15 protein-coding genes are annotated in these 17,675 nt (G+C 76.4%); 4 read left to right on the plus strand and 11 right to left on the minus strand.

Going from position 1 to position 17,675, the window contains the following annotated elements:
* Nucleotides 1-31: 31 nt before the first annotated feature.
* On the plus strand, nucleotides 32-880 hold the full coding sequence (locus KVT14_RS02830; protein ID WP_217614273.1) for a maleylpyruvate isomerase family mycothiol-dependent enzyme: 849 nt from the start codon (nucleotides 32-34) through the stop codon (nucleotides 878-880).
* 126 nt (nucleotides 881-1,006) lie between these two features.
* Here the strand turns inward: KVT14_RS02830 and KVT14_RS02835 are convergent, their stop codons facing one another.
* On the minus strand, nucleotides 1,007-1,840 hold the full coding sequence (locus tag KVT14_RS02835; protein WP_217614274.1) for a bifunctional 2-polyprenyl-6-hydroxyphenol methylase/3-demethylubiquinol 3-O-methyltransferase UbiG: 834 nt from the start codon (nucleotides 1,838-1,840) through the stop codon (nucleotides 1,007-1,009).
* A gap of 283 nt (nucleotides 1,841-2,123) precedes the next feature.
* Between KVT14_RS02835 and rpsT the strand changes: the two genes are divergently transcribed.
* Nucleotides 2,124-2,384 carry a 30S ribosomal protein S20 gene (rpsT, locus tag KVT14_RS02840; RefSeq protein ID WP_147796102.1) on the plus strand — a complete coding sequence of 87 codons (261 nt, stop codon included), beginning with the start codon at nucleotides 2,124-2,126 and terminating at the stop codon, nucleotides 2,382-2,384.
* Nucleotides 2,385-2,675: 291 nt separating this feature from the next.
* Here the strand turns inward: rpsT and KVT14_RS02845 are convergent, their stop codons facing one another.
* Both KVT14_RS02845 and KVT14_RS02850 read right to left on the minus strand, forming a co-directional pair.
* Entirely contained in the window at nucleotides 2,676-4,007 is a 1,332-nt protein-coding gene (locus KVT14_RS02845) for a helix-turn-helix transcriptional regulator (RefSeq protein ID WP_217614275.1), read from the minus strand.
* A gap of 122 nt (nucleotides 4,008-4,129) precedes the next feature.
* Entirely contained in the window at nucleotides 4,130-4,267 is a 138-nt protein-coding gene (locus KVT14_RS02850) for a hypothetical protein (RefSeq protein WP_168217006.1), read from the minus strand.
* Between the two features lie 209 nt (nucleotides 4,268-4,476).
* Here KVT14_RS02850 and KVT14_RS02855 point away from each other — a divergent pair, with 209 nt between their 5' ends.
* The gene (locus KVT14_RS02855) at nucleotides 4,477-5,229 is read left to right on the plus strand and encodes an EAL domain-containing protein (RefSeq protein ID WP_217614276.1); all 753 of its coding nucleotides are present in this window, start codon (nucleotides 4,477-4,479) and stop codon (nucleotides 5,227-5,229) included.
* Nucleotides 5,230-5,358: 129 nt separating this feature from the next.
* Here KVT14_RS02855 and holA read toward each other — a convergent pair whose 3' ends face one another.
* The 8 genes from holA to KVT14_RS02895 all read right to left on the minus strand — a co-directional run bounded on the left by holA (nucleotide 5,359) and on the right by KVT14_RS02895 (nucleotide 16,497).
* Nucleotides 5,359-6,309, minus strand: a complete 951-nt coding sequence (gene holA, locus KVT14_RS02860) for a DNA polymerase III subunit delta (RefSeq protein ID WP_308160856.1) — start codon at nucleotides 6,307-6,309, stop codon at nucleotides 5,359-5,361.
* A 91-nt stretch (nucleotides 6,310-6,400) separates the two neighbouring features.
* The gene (locus KVT14_RS23110) at nucleotides 6,401-8,089 is read right to left on the minus strand and encodes a ComEC/Rec2 family competence protein (RefSeq protein ID WP_217614278.1); all 1,689 of its coding nucleotides are present in this window, start codon (nucleotides 8,087-8,089) and stop codon (nucleotides 6,401-6,403) included.
* Nucleotides 8,086-9,081 carry a ComEA family DNA-binding protein gene (locus KVT14_RS22245; protein ID WP_254630283.1) on the minus strand — a complete coding sequence of 332 codons (996 nt, stop codon included), beginning with the start codon at nucleotides 9,079-9,081 and terminating at the stop codon, nucleotides 8,086-8,088. Before KVT14_RS22245 ends, KVT14_RS23110 begins: the two co-directional genes overlap by 4 nt.
* 249 nt (nucleotides 9,082-9,330) lie before the next feature.
* Nucleotides 9,331-10,353: a DegV family protein gene (locus KVT14_RS02875; RefSeq protein ID WP_308160852.1), complete on the minus strand. Its 1,023-nt coding sequence runs from the start codon at nucleotides 10,351-10,353 to the stop codon at nucleotides 9,331-9,333.
* An 89-nt stretch (nucleotides 10,354-10,442) separates the two neighbouring features.
* Nucleotides 10,443-13,340, minus strand: coding sequence for a leucine--tRNA ligase (leuS, locus tag KVT14_RS02880; RefSeq protein WP_217614317.1), 2,898 nt, complete (start codon nucleotides 13,338-13,340; stop codon nucleotides 10,443-10,445).
* Between the two features lie 129 nt (nucleotides 13,341-13,469).
* Nucleotides 13,470-14,702: an MFS transporter gene (locus KVT14_RS02885; RefSeq protein WP_217614279.1), complete on the minus strand. Its 1,233-nt coding sequence runs from the start codon at nucleotides 14,700-14,702 to the stop codon at nucleotides 13,470-13,472.
* Between the two features lie 152 nt (nucleotides 14,703-14,854).
* Nucleotides 14,855-15,592 (minus strand): metal-dependent transcriptional regulator, encoded by a 738-nt coding sequence (locus KVT14_RS02890; RefSeq protein ID WP_246855028.1) that lies wholly within the window; start codon nucleotides 15,590-15,592, stop codon nucleotides 14,855-14,857.
* A 128-nt stretch (nucleotides 15,593-15,720) separates the two neighbouring features.
* A complete protein-coding gene (locus tag KVT14_RS02895) occupies nucleotides 15,721-16,497 on the minus strand; it encodes an LLM class F420-dependent oxidoreductase (protein WP_217614280.1) in 777 nt (258 codons plus the stop codon).
* Nucleotides 16,498-16,616: 119 nt separating this feature from the next.
* On the opposite strand from KVT14_RS02895, the gene KVT14_RS02900 reads away from it, so the two are divergent.
* Complete coding sequence (locus KVT14_RS02900) at nucleotides 16,617-17,669, plus strand: hydroxymethylglutaryl-CoA reductase (protein WP_217614281.1); 1,053 nt, start codon at nucleotides 16,617-16,619, stop codon at nucleotides 17,667-17,669.
* The last annotated feature ends 6 nt before the right edge of the window (nucleotides 17,670-17,675 follow it).

Raw genomic sequence — 17,675 nt, forward strand, 5'->3', positions numbered from 1 at the left:
TTTCGCAGGGTCGGACTGCCACCATGGTCCCATGCCCGCGCCCGAGACCCGAGCCGCGGCCGGTCCGCGCCCCGCCGGCGGTCCTGCCGCGGTCGCCGACCCGGCCGTCGGGACCGCCCTGCTCGACGCCCTCGCCGCGGCGCAGGACGCCTTCGCGGCGCTGCTCGCCGAGGCCGACCCGGCCGCCCCGGTGCCGGGGTGCGCCCCCTGGACCGTGACCGACCTCGCGCTGCACCTCGGCGGGGTCCACCGGTGGGCCGCGGCGATGGCACGGCGCGAGGACGACGACGGCGTCGACCCCGTCGAGCCCCGCGAGCCCAGCGCCCTCCGGGCGTTCTACCGGGAGCAGGCCGACGTGCTGCACCACACCCTCCGGTCGCTCGACCCGGACGCCCCCGCGTTCACCCTGGTCGGGCCGGGGCCGGCCGCGTTCTGGCACCGCAGGCAGCTGCACGAGACGCTGGTGCACCTGCACGACCTCGCCGCTGCCGCCGGCGCCCCGCACCCCGTGGCCGACCCGGCGCTGTGGGCCGACGCCGTCGACGAGGTGGTGACGGTGATGACCCCGCGGCAGGTGCGGCTCGGCCGGATGGCGGCGCTCGGACGCCCGGTGGGGCTGGTCGCGGACGACGCGGGGCGGTCGTGGCTGCTGGGCGGGCCGGCGGACGGGCAGCCGGGCCCGGCGGGTGCGGGGCCGGAGGCGGCAGCCGAGGCGGCCACACCGTCGGTGCCGGACGCGGCGCCGGTGACCGTCGCGGGCCCGGCCCGCGCGCTGGCCCTGCTCCTCTGGGGCCGCACCCCTGCGGTCGACCCGGCGCTGACGGTCACGGGCGACCGCGCCGCCCTGGACGCGGCCCTGGCAGCCCCGCTCACCCCCTGACGCCGGCGGGTCCTGCCTGGGCACGGCGCGGTGAGGTCGTCACTCGTCGGTGAGGTCGGCAGAAAACGAGTGACGACCTCGCCGACGAGTGACGACCTCACGCGCCTCGCCCGCCGGCCGCGGGCGTCAGGCCGGCTTCGTCGCGGTCAGGGCGAACGTCAGCGGGAGGCGGTCGCCGTCCTCCGGGAGGGCCCAGCTGCCGTCGCCGGTCGGCACCATCCCCGGCAGCGCGCGCCACGGGATCGTCCGGTGCTCCGCGATCGCGACGAGCCGCAGCCCGGCTCCGAGCAGCGCCTGCACGACCTCGGCCAGCCCGTGCTGCCACTCGTAGGTGTCGCGCGCGTCCTCGGGCACCGCTCCCCCGGCGTACGTCGACGCGTGCCGGTGGTGCCGGGGCGCGCCGCCGAAGTACGGCTGCGCCAGCACGAGGGCGCCGTCCGTCCGCCCCGCGTCGAGGGCGTAGAGCACCGGGTGCGCCTCCCGGACGTAGAACGTCCCGCCCGGCCGGAGCAGCCCCGCGACGGTGCGCGCCCAGGCGTCGAGGTCGGGCAGCCAGCAGAGCGCGCCGATCCCGGTGTAGACGACGTCGAACCGGTCGGCGCAGGCGTCGAGGGCGTGCGCGACGTCGCTCTCGAGGAAGGTCGCCGTCAGCCCGGCCTGCTCCGCGAGCTCGCGCGCCGCGGCCGTCGAGGCGCCCGACAGGTCGATCCCCGTCACCCGCGCCCCGAGCCGCGCCCACGACAACGTGTCGAGCCCGATGTGGCACTGGAGGTGCACCAGGTCGAGCCCGGCCGGCGACCCGCCGGGCAGGTGCGGCGCGAGCGCGGCGAGGTCGTCGCGGACGACCGAGGTGATCCGGCCGTCCTCGGCGGCGAAGGCGTCGGCCCCGTAGGCCACGAGGTGGGCGGGGACCACGGCGTCCCAGCTGCGCCGGTTCACGGCCACGGCGTCGCTGCTCATGGGCGGCACCCTAGGGTGGACTGCGGAGCGGCGACCAGGACTCATGGGCCCGCGGGCCTCCTGCGGCACGGCGCGGCAGCCAGTGGAGGCGCGGGTCACGCCCGTGGGCTTCGTCCGGCGGCTGCTCGCCTGGTAGGCTTGTCAGTCGCGTGTCCGCCCGGGTCGGCGGGCACAAGTCCGGTTCCTCTCCGCGGGTGTCCCCACGCCCCAGTCCCGGCGCCGGACGCGCCCTCTACGACCTTGTTCCTCTCGCTCCGGCGAACACACGAAGAGAGTCCACACCGTGGCCAACATCAAGTCCCAGATGAAGCGCATCCGCACCAACGAGAAGGCGCGCCTGCGTAACAAGGCTGTCAAGTCCGAGCTGAAGACGTTCGTGCGCCGCGTGCGCGAGGCCGTCGCCGGTGGCGACAAGGACGCCGCGGGCGTCGCGCTCGTCGCCGCGTCGAAGAAGCTCGACAAGGCCGTCTCGAAGGGCGTCATCCACGCCAACCAGGCCGCCAACAAGAAGTCGGCGCTGGCGAAGTCGGTCAACGCGCTCTGACGCGACCGTAGCCTTCACGAAGGGCGCCACCCACTCCACGGGGTGGCGCCCTTCGTCGTCCCCGCGGGGAACCCCCTCCCGCCGAGACCACGGGCTCGGCGAGGCGGCCGGGCTCGGCGAGTCCGGCGGTGGCCGAGGCGGGGTGTGAGGCGGGTGGGTTCGGCGAGGCGGGCGCGCCGAGTCCTCGGCGCTGCCGGCCCGCCCCCGGACGCCCCGAGGGCGTCACCCCCCCTGCGGGGTGACGCCCTCTGTGCGGTCGGGCCGCAGCCCGTCCGTGGGGAACGCGGTCGCTCAGTCCTGAGCCACCGCGCTCCACGCCTCCCACAGCACCGCGGGCACAGCGGGCCGGAAGCCCGCCTCCCGCAGCGCGCGGTCGAACGCCTGTGCCGCCCCGGTCACGTCGCCGTGGCCGAGGAACCGGTCGCCGAGCTCGCGCCACACCGCCGCGGACTGCCGCGACGCGGACATCATGCCGAGCATGTCGGCGGCCCAGCGGTACGCCCGGGACGCCGCCTCGACCTCGCCGCGGGCGTGCAGCGCGTCGCCGATCGCGAGCTGCGCCGCCGCGCCGTCGAGGCGGGGCTGGTCGCCGAGGCGGTCGAGCGCCGCGCGGCCGTACATCTCGGCCGCGACCGGGTCGCCCTGCATGAGGTGTGCGCGGGACCGCTCGACGTCGAGGCGCGCCATCTCCACCTCGGAGCCCGAGACCTGGAGCTCCGGAGCGGCGCGGTCGAGCTGCTCGAGGGCGGTCGCCGGCTCCGCGGGGTCGCTGCGGAGCAGCAGCCACGCGTAGTTGAGCCGCAGACGCGGGATGTCGCGGCTGACCTCGCCCTCGCCCAGCAGGGCGAGCGCGCGCTCGGTGTAGCGCTTGGCCAGGGCGTAGTCGTGCCGCTGCTCCGCGACGAGGGCCGCGTTCCAGTAGACGGAGCCGCGCCCGCGCGGGGTGCCGAGCGACTCCGCCTGGCGGATCAGCTCGGACGCCCGGTGCGTCGCGTACAGCAGGTCGCCGCGCTCGACGTACGCCCAAAGGGTCGTCGAACCGAGCCGCAGGTGCTCGTCGGTGCCGGTGAGGCCGGCCTCCTCGAGCTCGACGAGCTGGCGGTCGCCCACCTCGATGGCGCGGCCGAGGTCGCCGGACTCCACGTAGGAGGCGACGAGGGCCGTGGCCGCCGCGGCGGCGTCGAGGTGGTGCTGCTCGGCGCGCGCCTGCGTGAGCAGCGGCTCGAGGACACCCACGGCGGACTCGAGGTCGCCGAGCATCTCGTGCGCCTGCGCGAGGGCCAGCAGCGCCTCGACCCGCACCTGCCGGGTGACCGGCTCGAGGTCGAGCGCGAGGATCCGGTCGCGCGCCGACGAGGCCTCCCCCGACACCAGGTCGAGGCGGGCGTAGTCGAGCGCGAGCTTGGCGCGCGCCTCGGCCGGTCCCTCGTCGCCGTGCTTGAGATACTCGACCGTGGACCCGAGCCGCTCGGCGATGACGCCGAGCGCCGCGTCGGTCGGCTCGCGCCGACCGGACTCGATCAGGGAGATGTAGCTCGGCGAGAGCGCGTCTCCCGCGAGGGCCGTCTGGGAGAGCCCAGCGGCCAACCGCGCCTGGCGGACGCGGTCAGCAATGGTCGTCATGGGTGTCACTGTACCTATGACGCCTCGTGACGGCGAGCCTGTCACCCATCCGCCACGCCCCGGACCCGGCGCACAGCGCGCCCCGGCGGCCGGCTGCATCAGCCGCGAGGCGCCGAACGGGCTCAGACCACGATCCGGCAGCAGCCCGTCGCGCCGCTCTGGATGGTGAAGCCGCCGGCTGCGTTGGCAGCGCCCGACGCGCCGAGCGTGAGGGTCAGGGCGAGAGCGGCGGTGGCGATGGCCTTCAGCGAGGTGCGCATGGGGGGTCTCCTGTCACAGAACGTTGACTCTCTGTCACGACGAGCATGACTGATGCGAGGCGCTTCGCACCACCTCCTGAGGGGTTCTGCCGGAGTTCCGCCCAATCGGGTGAATCCGACGTCACTTTGGCCCGTGTTCGCGCGATATCACCCCCGGTCGGGGGCTCGACCTCGTGTCATATAGCGCTGACTGTGGTGTCATGGATGGCATGACCAGGGGACAGGGCGACGTGGAGCGGCGGCTCGCGGACGAGATCGACGCCGCGATCCCGGATGTGCTGCGCCGGGAGTGGGACCGGCACGTCGCGACGGAGCGCGTCGTCGTCGGACGGCAGGGGATCTTCTCTCCCCGCCTGCACCCCTTCGGGTACGAGCTCGCGTTCCGCGCACCCGGCGCGACGTCGGTGGACGCGGGCGCGTGGAGCGAGCTCCAGCACGAGCGTGCCACCAGTGCTGTGCTGCGCGCCACATTCGGGCGCGCGGACGTGGACGAGGTGGGTCACGGCCGCTGGCTGTTCGCCCGCTGCCCGCGGGCGTTCCTCACCGGCGAGCTGCACCTGCCGAACCGTCCGGACCGCCTCGTCGTCGAGATCACCGGCACCACCCGCATCGACGGCGACGTCCTGCGCGGCGTCCGCCGGCTCCGGGAGCAGGGCTTCCGGATCGCGATGGCCGGGTTCGTGTCGCGGCAGGACCAGCGTGCACTGCTCCCCCAGGCCGACTTCGTGAAGATCGACGCGCGAGACCTCGACCTCGAGGGCGAGCCGGTCGTCGACCTGGCCCGGTCCCACGGCGCGCTGCTCGTGGCCGAGTTCGTCGAGACCAGCGCCGAGCTCAAGGCCGGCCGACGCCTGGGGTTCGACCTCTACCAGGGCAACCTGCTGGAGCGGAGCCTCCTGGTCGACCGGTCGTCGGCGCCGCTGCTGCGGCCCGGCAACACCCTGGGGCAGCACTACATCTGATCGAAGCGGACCCGCGGGGGCGACGCGGCCGTCGGCGGGGTCTGTCGTCGGGTCGGCGTCAGCGCGGTCCGACGTCGGGTCGGCGCGGCTCGCGCCACCCGCCCGGCACGTCGCCGTCCGGCGGGCCCGTCAGCGCCGGACGGCCGCCGCGATCCGGAGCACCGCGCGCTCGACGGCGAACCGGGGGTCGCGGCTCGCGCCCTTGACCTCGGCGTCCGCCTGCGCGACCGCCGTGATCGCCGCGGCCAGCGCCTCGGGGGTCCACCGGGACAGCTCCTTGCGGGACCGGTCGACCTGCCACGGCGCGAGGCCGAGGTCGCGCTCGGCGCCGGGCCCCCGGCCGCGCACGGCCGACACCTTGGCGAGCACCCGCAGCCGGGCCGCGAGCGCGGCGACCAGCGGGACCGGGTCGACGCCCGTCGCGAACGCGTGCCGCAGCAGCGCGACCGCCTCCCCCGCGTTCCCGTCGACCGCGGCGTCGGCGACCCGGAACCCGGTCGCCTCGATCCGGCCGCCGTAGTACCGCTCGACCACCTCGACGCTGATGACGCCCGTGGTGTCCGCCACGAGCTGGGAGCACGCGGCGGCGAGCTCGCGCAGGTCGCTGCCCACCGCGTCGACGAGCGAGCGGACCGCGCGCGCCTCCATCCGGCGGCCGGCGCGGCGCAGCTCCTGCGTGACGAACGAGGCCTTGTCCGCGTCGCGCTTGATCGTCTCGCACGTCGCGACGGGGTGACCCGCCGCCCGGACGGCGTCGAGCAGCCGCTTGCCGCGCTGACCGCCGCCGTGCCGGAGCACGAGCACGACGTCCTCCTGCGGCGCGGCGACGTACGCGGTCGCCTCGAGGATCAGGTCGTCGGTGGCCTTCTCGACGTTCTCGACCACGACGACCCGGTCCTCCGCGAACAGCGACGGGCTGGTGGCGAGCGTGAGCTCCCCCGCCCCGTACGCGGCGCCGTCGACCCGGGTGACCTCGACCTGCGCGTCCCGCTCGCGCGCGAGCCCGACGAGCCGGTCGACGGCGCGCTCCGCCAGCAGCTCCTCCGGGCCGGTCACCAGGACGACCGGGGCGAGCCCCACCTCGTCCCAAGCGAGGCCGGCGGGGGCGGACGACCCGCGGCCACCGCCCCGGGCGGGTCGGCGCGCGGCGGAGGTGGAGGCAGGCACCCGCCTAGGGTGCCACGACGCGCCGACACCGGAGCACCAGGACGAGCGCGGCCGCGCAGGCGCAGGCGAGGAGCACCTGGCCCGCCGGGCCGACGACCCAGGCGACCTGGGCCCCGGGGAGGCCGGTCGTCGTGCGGGCGACCGCCGCGATCCACCAGCACGCGGCGCCGGCCACCTGCGCGCAGCACGCGGCGGCCGCTGGCCACCAGGGGCCGAGGACGGCCGCGACCAGCCCGCCGACGGTGGCCGGGGCGACCGCCGGGGCCGCGGCGACGTTGGCCAGGACGCTGTAGACGGGGACGGCCGGGGTGAGCACGAGCAGCACCGGCGCGCACGCGGCCTGGGCGGCGACCGGCACCGCGAGCGCGGTGGCCACGGGGCCTGCCGCCGGACGGGGGTCGTCGCCGGGGCGCGGGCGGCGGCCCGACGCGGACCCTCCGCGGGCCCCGTCGCGCGGGGCGGACCAGCGGCGCGCCAGCGGGCCGGCGAGCAGCGCGATGCCCGCCGTCGCGACCACGGACAGCACGAACCCGACGTCCCGAGCCAGCCAAGGGTCGGCCACGAGCAGCACGAGGACCGCGGCCGCCAGCGCCGGCACCGAGCGGGACGGCCGCCCCGCGACGAGCCCGAGGACCCCCACGGCGCCCATCACCGCCGCGCGCACGACGCTCGCACCCGGCTGCACCACCGCGACGAACCCGCCGAGCACCACCGCGAGCGGCAGCCAGCGCCACCGCCGCGGCACGCCGCCGCGCGTGAGCACGGCCAGCACGACCGCCCCGAGGATCGAGAAGTGCGCCCCGGACACCGCGGTGATGTGGGCCAGCCCGGACACCCGCATCGCCTCGTCGAGGTCGCCCACGCCGCGGGTGTCGCCGACCGCGACGGCCGGCAGCAGCCGACCCGCGTCGCCCGGGACCCCGGCCGCCGTGGTCACGAGGCCCGTCCGCAGCCGGTCCGCCGCCCGCAGCACGGCCGGGGGTGGCGCGCGCACCGTCGGGTCGCCGTCCGTGCGGGCGCGGGCGACCGCCCGCCGCGAGCCGTCCGGGACCGGGGACAGCCGCCCCTCGACGACGACCTCGGTGCCGTACGCGAGGTCGGCGGCCGCGGCGGGGGCGTACACCTCGACCGCGGCACCCGTCGGCCGGGCCGCTCCCGCCTCTCGCCCGGCACCTCCCGCCGCGCCCGCGGCACCGGCCGGATGGGCCGCTCCCGCCCCGTGCGCCGAACCTCCCGCCGCGCCCGCGGCGCCGCCGCCCGCGCCCAGGACCTCGACCGACGTCGCGGCCAGCAGGAACCGCACCACCCGGGTGCCGCCCGCGCCGCCAGGTGCCTGCGGCGTGGTGCGGACGGTCCCGACGATCCGCACCCTCGCCCGATCCTCCGCGAGCCCGCGCACGTCGCCGGCCTCGCGGAGGAGCACCTGCAGCGCGGTCGTCAGCAGCAGGACCGCGACCGCGCCGAGCGCCAGGCCCGCCTGCGCCCGGCCGGCGAGCCGCACGGGGATCCGCTGCGGGAGCGGGGCCGGTGCACGCCGCGCCGACCCCGCGAGCACGCCCACGGCCGCGAGCCCGGCCGCCGTGGCACCGGCCGCCAGCGTCCCGGGCGACCCGCCGACGACCACCGCCGACGCGCCCCACACCGCCAGCGCCGCGGGCACCAGCCGCACGTCGACCGCCTCGTCCGCGCTCACACCCGCACCAGCTCCCGGATCTGAGCGAGCACCGCGGGTCCGATCCCGGACACGTCGAGCAGGGCGTCCACGGTCTCGAACGGGCCGTTCGCCTCGCGCCACGCGACGATGCGGTCGGCGAGCACCGGCCCGATGCCGGGGAGGCCCTGGAGCTCGGCGCTGCCGGCGGTGTTGACGTCGACGACGCCGCCCGCGGCGCCCGCTTCCGAGGCGCCGGCTCCCGCGGCACCGGCGACCCCGTCCGCACCGCCGACGTCGGCGGCCGGCTCCTCCCCCGGCGCCGGGACCCGGATCTGCGCCCCGTCCTGGACGACGGCCGCCAGGTTCAGCCCCGCGAGGTCCGCGTCCGGGAGCGCGCCGCCGGCCGCGGCGACCGCGTCCGCCACGCGGGAGCCCGCCGGCAGGGCCACGACGCCCGGGGAGGCCACCTGACCGACGACGTGCAGCCAGACCGTCGCCTCCTCGGCGGGTGCGGCCTCCTCCGCCGCGGCGGTGGCGGGGGCGGTGACGGCGGGCTCCTCGACGGCGACGGGGTCCGCCGTCGGCTGCGCCGCCGATCGCAGCGCCACGGCCCCGCCGACGAGCAGCAGCGCGCCCAGCGCGACCGCCGCGGTCCGCGGCGCCAGCCGCCACCGCACGAGGCCCGCGAGCCGCAGCCGCTCGCCCGGTGCGGGCTCGGCCTCGTCCTCCATCGGCCCCGGCCCGGCGTGGTCCACCGGGACGCCCGGCACCGCGGAGCGGGCCGCGTCGCGGAGCCGGGCCCGACCCGCTGCCACCGGCCCGTGCGCCGCCGTGACGCCGTCGGACGCGGCCTGCGCCGCCACCACGGGCGCCGGCCGGTCCTCCGGCGCGCCGCGGGGCGGCCCCTCGTGCCGAGGGTCGCGGGGCGGACCGTCGTGCCGGCGGTCGGGCGCCGGGCCGTCGTGCCAGGGGTCGGGCACCGGGCCGTCGTGCCGGGGGTCGGGCGCCGGGCCACCGTCGTACCAGGTCATGCCGCGACGCTAGGGCGGGCCCCCGGTCCCGGACCGCCCCGACGGCAGGACCTGGGGACGACGCACCACCGGCGACCTGTGGAGGGCTCGACGCCCGCTTCTGCAGCCGGACGGGCGCGTCGCCGGGTCCCCGACGCCCACCGGTCGCGAGGAGCGCGCCCTTCGCGACGCCCACCGGTCACGCTCGCCCGGGGGCGCCCGCTCGTGCAGCCGTGCGGGCACCGGGTCCGCGACGCCCACCGGTCGCGCTCACCGGTCGGTGACGGTCACCGCCAGCGCCCCCACCCCGAGGTGCCCGCCGAGCACGGCCCCGACCTCGCGCACCAGCACCTCGTCGAGCCCGAGCGCCGCGCGCAGCCGCGCGGCGACCTCCTCGGCCGCCTCGGGCCGCCCGAGGTGCTGCACGCCGACGCGCACGGCACCGTCCGCGGCACCCGGCACGCCCGCGCCCCGGTCCGTCCCCCGGCCCGGTCCCGCCCCGGCGGCCGCGCCCGTCCCTGCCGCGACCCGCCGGGCCACCTCGGCGACGGCCAGCGCGTGCAGCCGGTCCCGCGCCGCGCGCCGGGTCCGCACCCGCTCGGCGACCTCGATCCGCCCGTCCCGGAGCGTCAGCACGGGGCGCAGCCCGAGCACGGTCCCGAACGCCGCCGCCGCGGCGGACAGCCGGCCGCCCCGCCGCAGGTGGTCGAGCGAGTCCACGACGAACCACGCGGCGGTCGACCGCCCGACCTGCTCGGCGGTGCCGGCCACGGTCGCGCCGTCGGCCGGGCCCCACACGGTGCCCCGCGCGGCCTCGGCGGCGGCGAGCGCGGCGAACCCGAGGCCGAGGCCCGCGCTCCTCGAGTCGACGACGTGCACCGGCAGCGCCGCGAGCTGCGCGGCGAGGCCGGCGGCGCGCACGGTCCCGGACAGCTCGCCGGACAGGTGCACCGAGACGACCTCGGCGGCACCGCGCGCGGCGGCGGCCTCGTAGGCGGCGGCGAACGCGGCGGGCGGCGGCTGCGACGTCGTGACCCGCCGGCCCGACTCCAGCGCGGCGACGAGGCCGTCGGGCGTGAGGTCCACGCCGTCCCGGAACCGCTCGCCGTCGGCCGCGACGTCGAGCGGGACCACGTCGATCCCCCACGCCGCGGCGTCGGCCGCCGTGAGGCAGGACGTCGAGTCGGTCACGACCGCGACGCGCGGCGGCGCGGCAGGCGCGGGGTCCGGGTCGGCCGCGCGCGATCCCCGCCGCAGCCGGCGCGCGACGCGCTCGGCCCACGTGGGGGGCACGACCGCGATCCGCAGCCCGACGGGCGCATCGCCGCGCCCCGCCCCCGCGCCGCGCGCGGTGGACGGGGCGTCGGCGCCCTCGGGCACCGTCAGGCCGGCACCACGTTGACGAGCTTCGGCGCCCGCACGATCACCGTGCGCACGTCGCGCCCGGCCATCGCGCGCTGGACGCCGGGGTCGGCGAGCGCGAGCTCGCGCAGCGTGGCCTCGTCGGCGTCGGGCGCGACCTCGGCCCGCCCGCGGACCTTGCCCTGCACCTGGAACACGCAGGTCACGGAGTCCTGCACCAGGTACTGCGGGTCGACGGCCGGGAACGGCTCGTGCGCGAGCGACCGCTCGTGGCCCAGGCGGGACCACAGCTCCTCGGCCAGGTGCGGCGCGACGGGCGCGGTCATCAGCACGAGCTGCTCGGCGACGGTCCGCGGAACGGCGGGCAGCGACGTCAGGTGGTTGTTGAGGACGATGAGCTTGGCGATGGCGGTGTTGATCCGCATCGCCTGCATGTCCTCGCCGACCTCGGCGATGGTGCGGTGCAGGACGCGCAGCGTCTCGACAGCCGGCTCCTCGTCGACCACGGTGACCGCGCCGGTCTCCTCGGACACGACGTTGCGCCACACGCGCTGCAGGAACCGCTGCGCGCCGACCACGGCCCGGGTCTCCCACGGGCGGGACAGGTCGAGCGGGCCCATCGACATCTCGTAGACGCGCAGGGTGTCCGCGCCGTACTCGGCGTACATCTCGTCCGGGGAGACGGCGTTCTTCAGCGACTTGCCGATCTTGCCGTACTCGCGGAACACCTCCTCGCCGTTCCAGGTGAACCCGGACTCCACCGACTCGTCCTCGACGACCTCGGCGGCCGGGACGTACACGCCGCGCACGTCGGTGTAGGCGTACGCCTGGATGTAGCCCTGGTTGAACAGCTTGTAGAACGGCTCGCGGCTGGACACGTGGCCCAGGTCGTAGAGCGCCTTGTGCCAGAACCGGGCGTACAGCAGGTGCAGCACGGCGTGCTCGACGCCGCCGACGTACAGGTCGACGCCGCCCGCGCCGTGGGAGTCGCCGGGGTTGTGTCCCGGGCCCATCCAGTACTGCTCGAGCGCGGGGTCGACGACCTGGCCGGTCGCGTGCGACGGGTCCAGGTAGTGCAGGTAGTACCAGCACGACCCCGCCCAGTTCGGCATGGTGTTGGTGTCGCGGCGGTAGACCTTCGGGCCGTCGCCCAGGTCCAGCGTGACGTTGACCCAGTCGTCGTTCCGGCTCAGCGGCGCCTCCGGCGAGGAGTCCGCGTCGTCGGGGTCGAAGGTGCGCGGCGCGTAGTCGGGCACGTCCGGCAGGTCGACGGGCAGCGCCTGCTCCGGGATCGCGATCGGCAGGTCGTTCTCGTCGTAGACGATCGGGAACGGCTCGCCCCAGTACCGCTGCCGGCTGAACAGCCAGTCGCGCAGCCGGTAGGTGGTGGTCCGGGACCCGGCGCCGCGCTCGGCCAGCCAGTCGACGATCCGGGTCTTGGCCTCGGCGACCGAGAACCCGTCCAGGCTGATCTCGTCGTTCGACGAGTTGATGATCGCGCCGTCACCGGTCCAGGCCCCCTCGTGGCCCTCCGGCGGCTGCACGGTGTGCACGACCGGCAGGCCGAACGCCTCGGCGAACGCGAAGTCGCGGGTGTCGCCGCCGGGGACGGCCATGATCGCGCCGGTGCCGTAGCCCATGAGGACGTAGTCGGCGATGAACACGGGCAGCTGGGCGCCGTTCACCGGGTTCAGCGCGTAGCCGCCGGTGAACACGCCGGTCTTGCGGCCGGCGTCGGCCTGCCGCTCGACGGCGGTCTTGGCGGCCGCCTCGCGACGGTAGGCGGCGACGGCCTCGGCCGGGCTCGCCGCACCCCCGCGCCACGCCTCCGGCACGTCCTCGTCCCACGCCGGCTCGGAGTCCGCGACGATCGCGTCGACCAGCGGGTGCTCCGGCGCCAGGACGACGTAGGTCGCGCCGAACAGCGTGTCGGGGCGGGTGGTGAAGACGGTCAGCGGCTCGTCGGCGTCGGTCACCTCGAAGTCGACGTGCGCGCCCTCGGACCGGCCGATCCAGTTCCGCTGCATCGCGGTGACCTTCTCCGGCCAGTCGATGAGCGACAGGTCGTCGGCCAGGCGGTCGGCGTACGCGGTGATCCGCATGTTCCACTGCCGCAGCGTGCGCTGGAACACCGGGAAGTTGCCGCGCTCGGACCGGCCGTCGGAGGTGACCTCCTCGTTGGCCAGCACGGTGCCCAGGCCCGGGCACCAGTTGACCGGCGTCTCGGAGACGTAGGCCAGGCGCTGGGCGTCGACGACGCGGCGGCGCTGCACGGCGTCCAGGTCGGCCCACGCCGCGCCCGCGGGCACCCCGTCGATCCCGTCCGGCACCGCGCGGGCGCCCGACTCGTACGCCTCGACCAGCGTCGACACCGGCCGGGCCGCACCCGTGCCGCCGTCGGGCCGCACCGCGTCCTCGTCGTACCAGGACTCGAAGATCTGCAGGAAGATCCACTGCGTCCAGCGTACGTAGTCCGGGTCGATCGTGGCGAACGACCGCCGCGGGTCGTGCGCGACGCCCAGGCGCTTGAGCTGACGCGCCATGATCTCGATGTTCGCCTCGGTGGTCGTGCGCGGGTGCTGGCCCGTCTGCACGGCGTACTGCTCGGCGGGCAGGCCGAACGCGTCGTAGCCCAGCGCGTGCAGCACGTTGTCGCCCTGCATCCGGCGGAACCGCGCGACGACGTCGGTCGCGATGTACCCCAGCGGGTGGCCGACGTGCAGGCCCGCGCCCGAGGGGTACGGGAACATGTCCATGACGAAGAACGGGCGCGCGCCCTCGCGGGCCGAGGCGCCGTCGCCGTCGGTCAGCGCGCTGCCGGCCGGGTTGGCCGCGAAGAACGTGCCGCGCTCGACCCACTCGTCCTGCCACCGGAGCTCGATCTGCTGGGCGAGCTCGGCGGTGTACCGGAACGGCACGTCCTGGCCGCCGGCGGTGGCCGGGGCGGAGGCGGGATCGGGCTGGGTGCTGGCGGGCGACGTCACCGGGGAAGTCTATCGACGCCCGCGGGCGCCGCCGGACGCCCCCGGGACGCCCGCCCGCCGGGGTCAGGCGGTGCGCCGCCGGGCGGCCCCGCCCAGCACCATCCCCGAGATGACCAGGCCGATCACGGTCAGCCCCGCCCCGACCCACGCCGGCGCGACGTAGCCGAGCCCGCCTGCGATCACGAGCCCCCCGACCCAGGCCCCGAACGCGTTCCCGGCGTTCAGCGCGGAGTGGCACAGCGCGGCGCCGAGCGACGGCGCGGTCGGCGACAGGTCCATGAGCCAGGCCTGCAGCGAGAGCCCCAGCACCTGCGTCGTCACGCCCAGCAGCACGATCGCCAGCACGCCGGGGACGACCCACTGCGCGAGCACCGCGATCAGCACGAGCGCGACGATCGTCGACGCGAAGCCGAGCAGCACGGTCCGGGCGACGGAGCGGTCGGCCAGCCGCCCGCCGAGCAGCGTGCCGGCCGTCATGCCGACGCCGAACAGCGCGAGCACGATCGGCACCGTCGCCTCGGCCAGCCCGGTGACGTCGGTCAGCAGCGGGGACACGTAGGAGTACACGGCGAACATGCCGCCGAACCCGATCGAGCCCGCCGCGCACGCCACCCAGAGCCGCCCGTTGCGCAGCGCGCCGAGCTCCGCGCGCACCGTCGCGCCGTCCCGCACCGGCAGCCCGGGCAGGAACCGGAGCAGCGCCAGCAGGGTCAGCGCTCCGAGGACGCCCACGGCGACGAACGCCACCCGCCAGCCGAACACCTGCCCCAGCACGGTCGACAGCGGCACGCCCACGACGTTCGCGATCGTCAGGCCGGCCATCATCGTCGCGACGGCCTGTCCGCGGCGGCCCGGTCCCGCGACGTGCGCGCCCATCACGGCGCCGACGCCGAAGAACGCGCCGTGCGGCAGACCCGCGACGAACCGCGCCGCCACCAGCCAGCCGAGCGACGGCGCGAGCGCCGACAGCACGTTGCCGACGGTGAACGCCGTCATCAGCAGCAGGAGCAGCCTCCGGCGGTCCATCCGGGCGGCGATCGTGGTCAGCAGCGGGGCGCCGACGACGACGCCGAGCGCGTACGCGGTGATCGCGTGCCCGGCCTCGGGGATCGTGGCGTCGAGGTTCTCCGCGATGAGCGGCAGCAGGCCCATCGTCGCGAACTCGGTGGTGCCGATCGAGAACCCGCCGAGCGCGAGGGCCAGCAGCGGCAGCCGCGCGCGGCGGCGGACCAGGCTCGGGTCCAGGACCACGTCGGTGTCGACGGCGGGCCCGGTGCCCGGCGTGCTCGTGTGCATGTGCGGCTCCCCGCGGTCGTCGTCGGTGGACCGCGTGGAACCCGGCGGCTGGCGCGCCGACGGGTGCGGCGGCCCGTCCCGGCAGACCGCGTCGGCGAGGAGTCCGGTTCCGCCCAGCCTACCGGCCGGTCGGTCGCGGACCGCGGCGCGGGTCAGGCCGGGTCGAGCAGCACCCAGATCGCGCGTGCGGCGACCTCGCCGAGCTCGACCGGCCGCGCCTCGGCGGCGGCGCCCACGGCCTCGGCCGCCGCGTCCGCGAGCGACCCGCCGTCGAGCGGCGGCAGCACCCGCACCGCGGTCATCCCGGCGAAGTCCCGGCGCTCGACGACCTCGACCCGCGCGTCCAGCACGACGCCCACCGAGGCGAGGTACCGCAGCAGGCCGGGGTCGGCGTCGGAGATCCGGGCGATCCGGCCGGACCCCGAGGTGAGCTCCCACAGCATGTCCGCGGCCGGCGTCGGCACCGTGCCGTCGGGCGCGGGGATCGGGTCGCCGTGCGGGTCACGCGTCGGGTGGCCCAGGCGCGCGTCGATCCGCTCGACCATGAGGTCCGACACGGCGTGCTCGAGCACCTCGGCCTCGTCGTGCACCTCGTCCCAGGCGTACCCGAGCTCGCTGACCAGGAACGTCTCGATCAGCCGGTGCCGGCGGACGACCTGCACCGCGTGCCGGACGCCCTCCTCGGTGAGCGTGATCGCCGCGTACGGCGCGTGCTCCACGAGGCCCTGGTCGGCGAGCCGGCGCACGGTCTCCGACACGGTCGACGCCCCGACGCCCAGCCGCTCGGCGAGCATCTTGGTGGTCACCGGGGCGGACGACCACTCGCGCGCGGTCCAGACGACCTTGAGGTAGTCCTGGGCCACGGGGGTCAGGTCGCTGGTCTCGCTCACGCCGACAAGGTTAGGGCCCGCGGCCGCCACCCCATCCGCGTCGCGCCCGCCGAGGTCGTCGGTTCCGTCCACCGCAGGGGTGCGGAACCGACGACCTCGGGCGCAGCCGACGACCTCGGCGGCCGCGGTCAGCCCTGGGCGTCGCGCCAGGCCACCCACTGCTCCACGAGGCCCAGGTCGTAGTCCGGACCCCCGACGCCGACCGTGAACAGCGTCACGCCCGCCTCGACCAGCGGCGCCGCGACCTCGGCGGGCGGCGCGCTCACCCCGACGCTGCGCTCGACCAGCGCCGCGGTGTCCCGGCCGACGGCCTCGCCGTGCTCGTCGAGGATCGCGCTCTTGCGGGTCAGCGTGTCCAGGTCGCCGAACGAGTGCCACACGTCCGCGTGCTCGGCGACGACCCGCAGCGTCTTCCGCTCGCCGCCACCGCCGACGAGGATCGGGATGTCGCGGGTCGGGGCCGGGTTGCCGGCCGCCAGGCGCGCCTTGATCCGCGGCAGGGCGGACGCCAGCTCGGCGATCCGCGTGCCGGGGGTGCCGAACTCGTAGCCGAACTGGTCGTAGTCCTTCTCGAACCACCCGGCGCCGATCCCCAGGATCAGGCGGCCGCCGCTGATGTGGTCGACCGTGCGGGCCATGTCGGCCAGCAGCTCGGGGTTCCGGTACGAATTGCAGGTCACCAGGGCGCCGATCTGCACCCGGCTGGTCTGCTCCGCCCAGGCGCCCAGCATGGTCCAGCACTCGAAGTGCTTGCCGTCCGGGTCGCCGTAGAGCGGGAAGAAGTGGTCCCAGTTGAAGATCACGTCGACGCCCAGGTCCTCGGCGCGGCGGACCGCGTCCCGGATCTGCGCGTAGTCGGCGTGCTGGGGCTGGATCTGGACTCCGATGCGGAGCGGTCGCGTCATGGACAGACCGTACGTCCGCGCGGACGGGCGTGCGCCCGGCGTCTACGCTGGCCGACGCGCCGAACCACGCGCACCGCCGCGCCCGGCCGCGCGCCCGCACCCGATCCCCGGAGGTCCCCATGCCCGCCGCCGACACGTCCGCGCCGATCCCCCTGCGCTGGGTCGGACCCCTGCGGATCAGCGGCAACGTGATGTCCGGCGAGACCGAGGTGCCGCTCGCGACGTACGAGTCGCCGCTGTGGCCGTCCGTCCGCCGCGGCGCCCGGCTGTCGACGATGGTCGAGGGCGGGATCAAGGCCACCCTCGTCGACGAGCGGATGTCCCGCTCCGTGCTGCTGGAAGCCGACGACGCCCAGGCCGCGCTCGCCGCCTGGCAGCACCTGTCGTCCCGGCGCGAGGAGCTGGCGGCCGTCGTCGCGACCAGCAGCCGGTTCGCCCGGCTGATCGACCTGCACGTCCAGATCGCCGCGAACCTGCTGTTCGTGCGTTTCGAGCTCACCACCGGCGACGCGTCGGGCCACAACATGGTGACCAACGCGGCCGACAAGCTCATGGACCACGTGCTCGCCACCGTCCCGGGCGTCCGCTACGGCTCGATCTCCGGCAACTTCTGCTCGGACAAGAAGGCGACGGCGGTCAACGGCATCCTCGGGCGCGGCAAGAACGTCGTGACCGAGATCGCGCTCCCCCGCCGGCACGTCGAGCGGTTCCTGCACACGACGCCCGAGGCGGTCGTCCAGCTGAACATCCGCAAGAACCTCATCGGCACGATGCTCGCGGGCGGCCTGCGGTCGGCGAACGCGCACTACGCGAACATGCTGCTGGCGTTCTACCTGGCGACGGGCCAGGACGCGGCGAACATCGTCGAGGGCTCCCAGGGCCTGACCCACGCCGAGGTCCGCGACGGCGACCTGTACTTCTCCTGCACGCTGCCGAACCTCATCGTCGGCACGGTCGGCAACGGCAAGGGGCTCGACTTCGTCGAGGAGAACCTGGTCCGGCTCGGCTGCCGCGAGGAGCGCGAGCCCGGCGACAACGCCCGCCGGCTCGCGGTGCTGTGCGCGGCGACGGTGCTGTGCGGCGAGCTGTCGCTGATGGCGGCGCAGACGAACCCGGGCGAGCTGATGGCCGCGCACCTGACCCTGGAGCGCGGCGCCCCGGCGAAGGGCTGAGCGCAG

The sequence above is a fragment of the Cellulomonas sp. GbtcB1 genome (genome assembly GCF_019091725.1).
GTDB lineage: Bacteria > Actinomycetota > Actinomycetes > Actinomycetales > Cellulomonadaceae > Cellulomonas.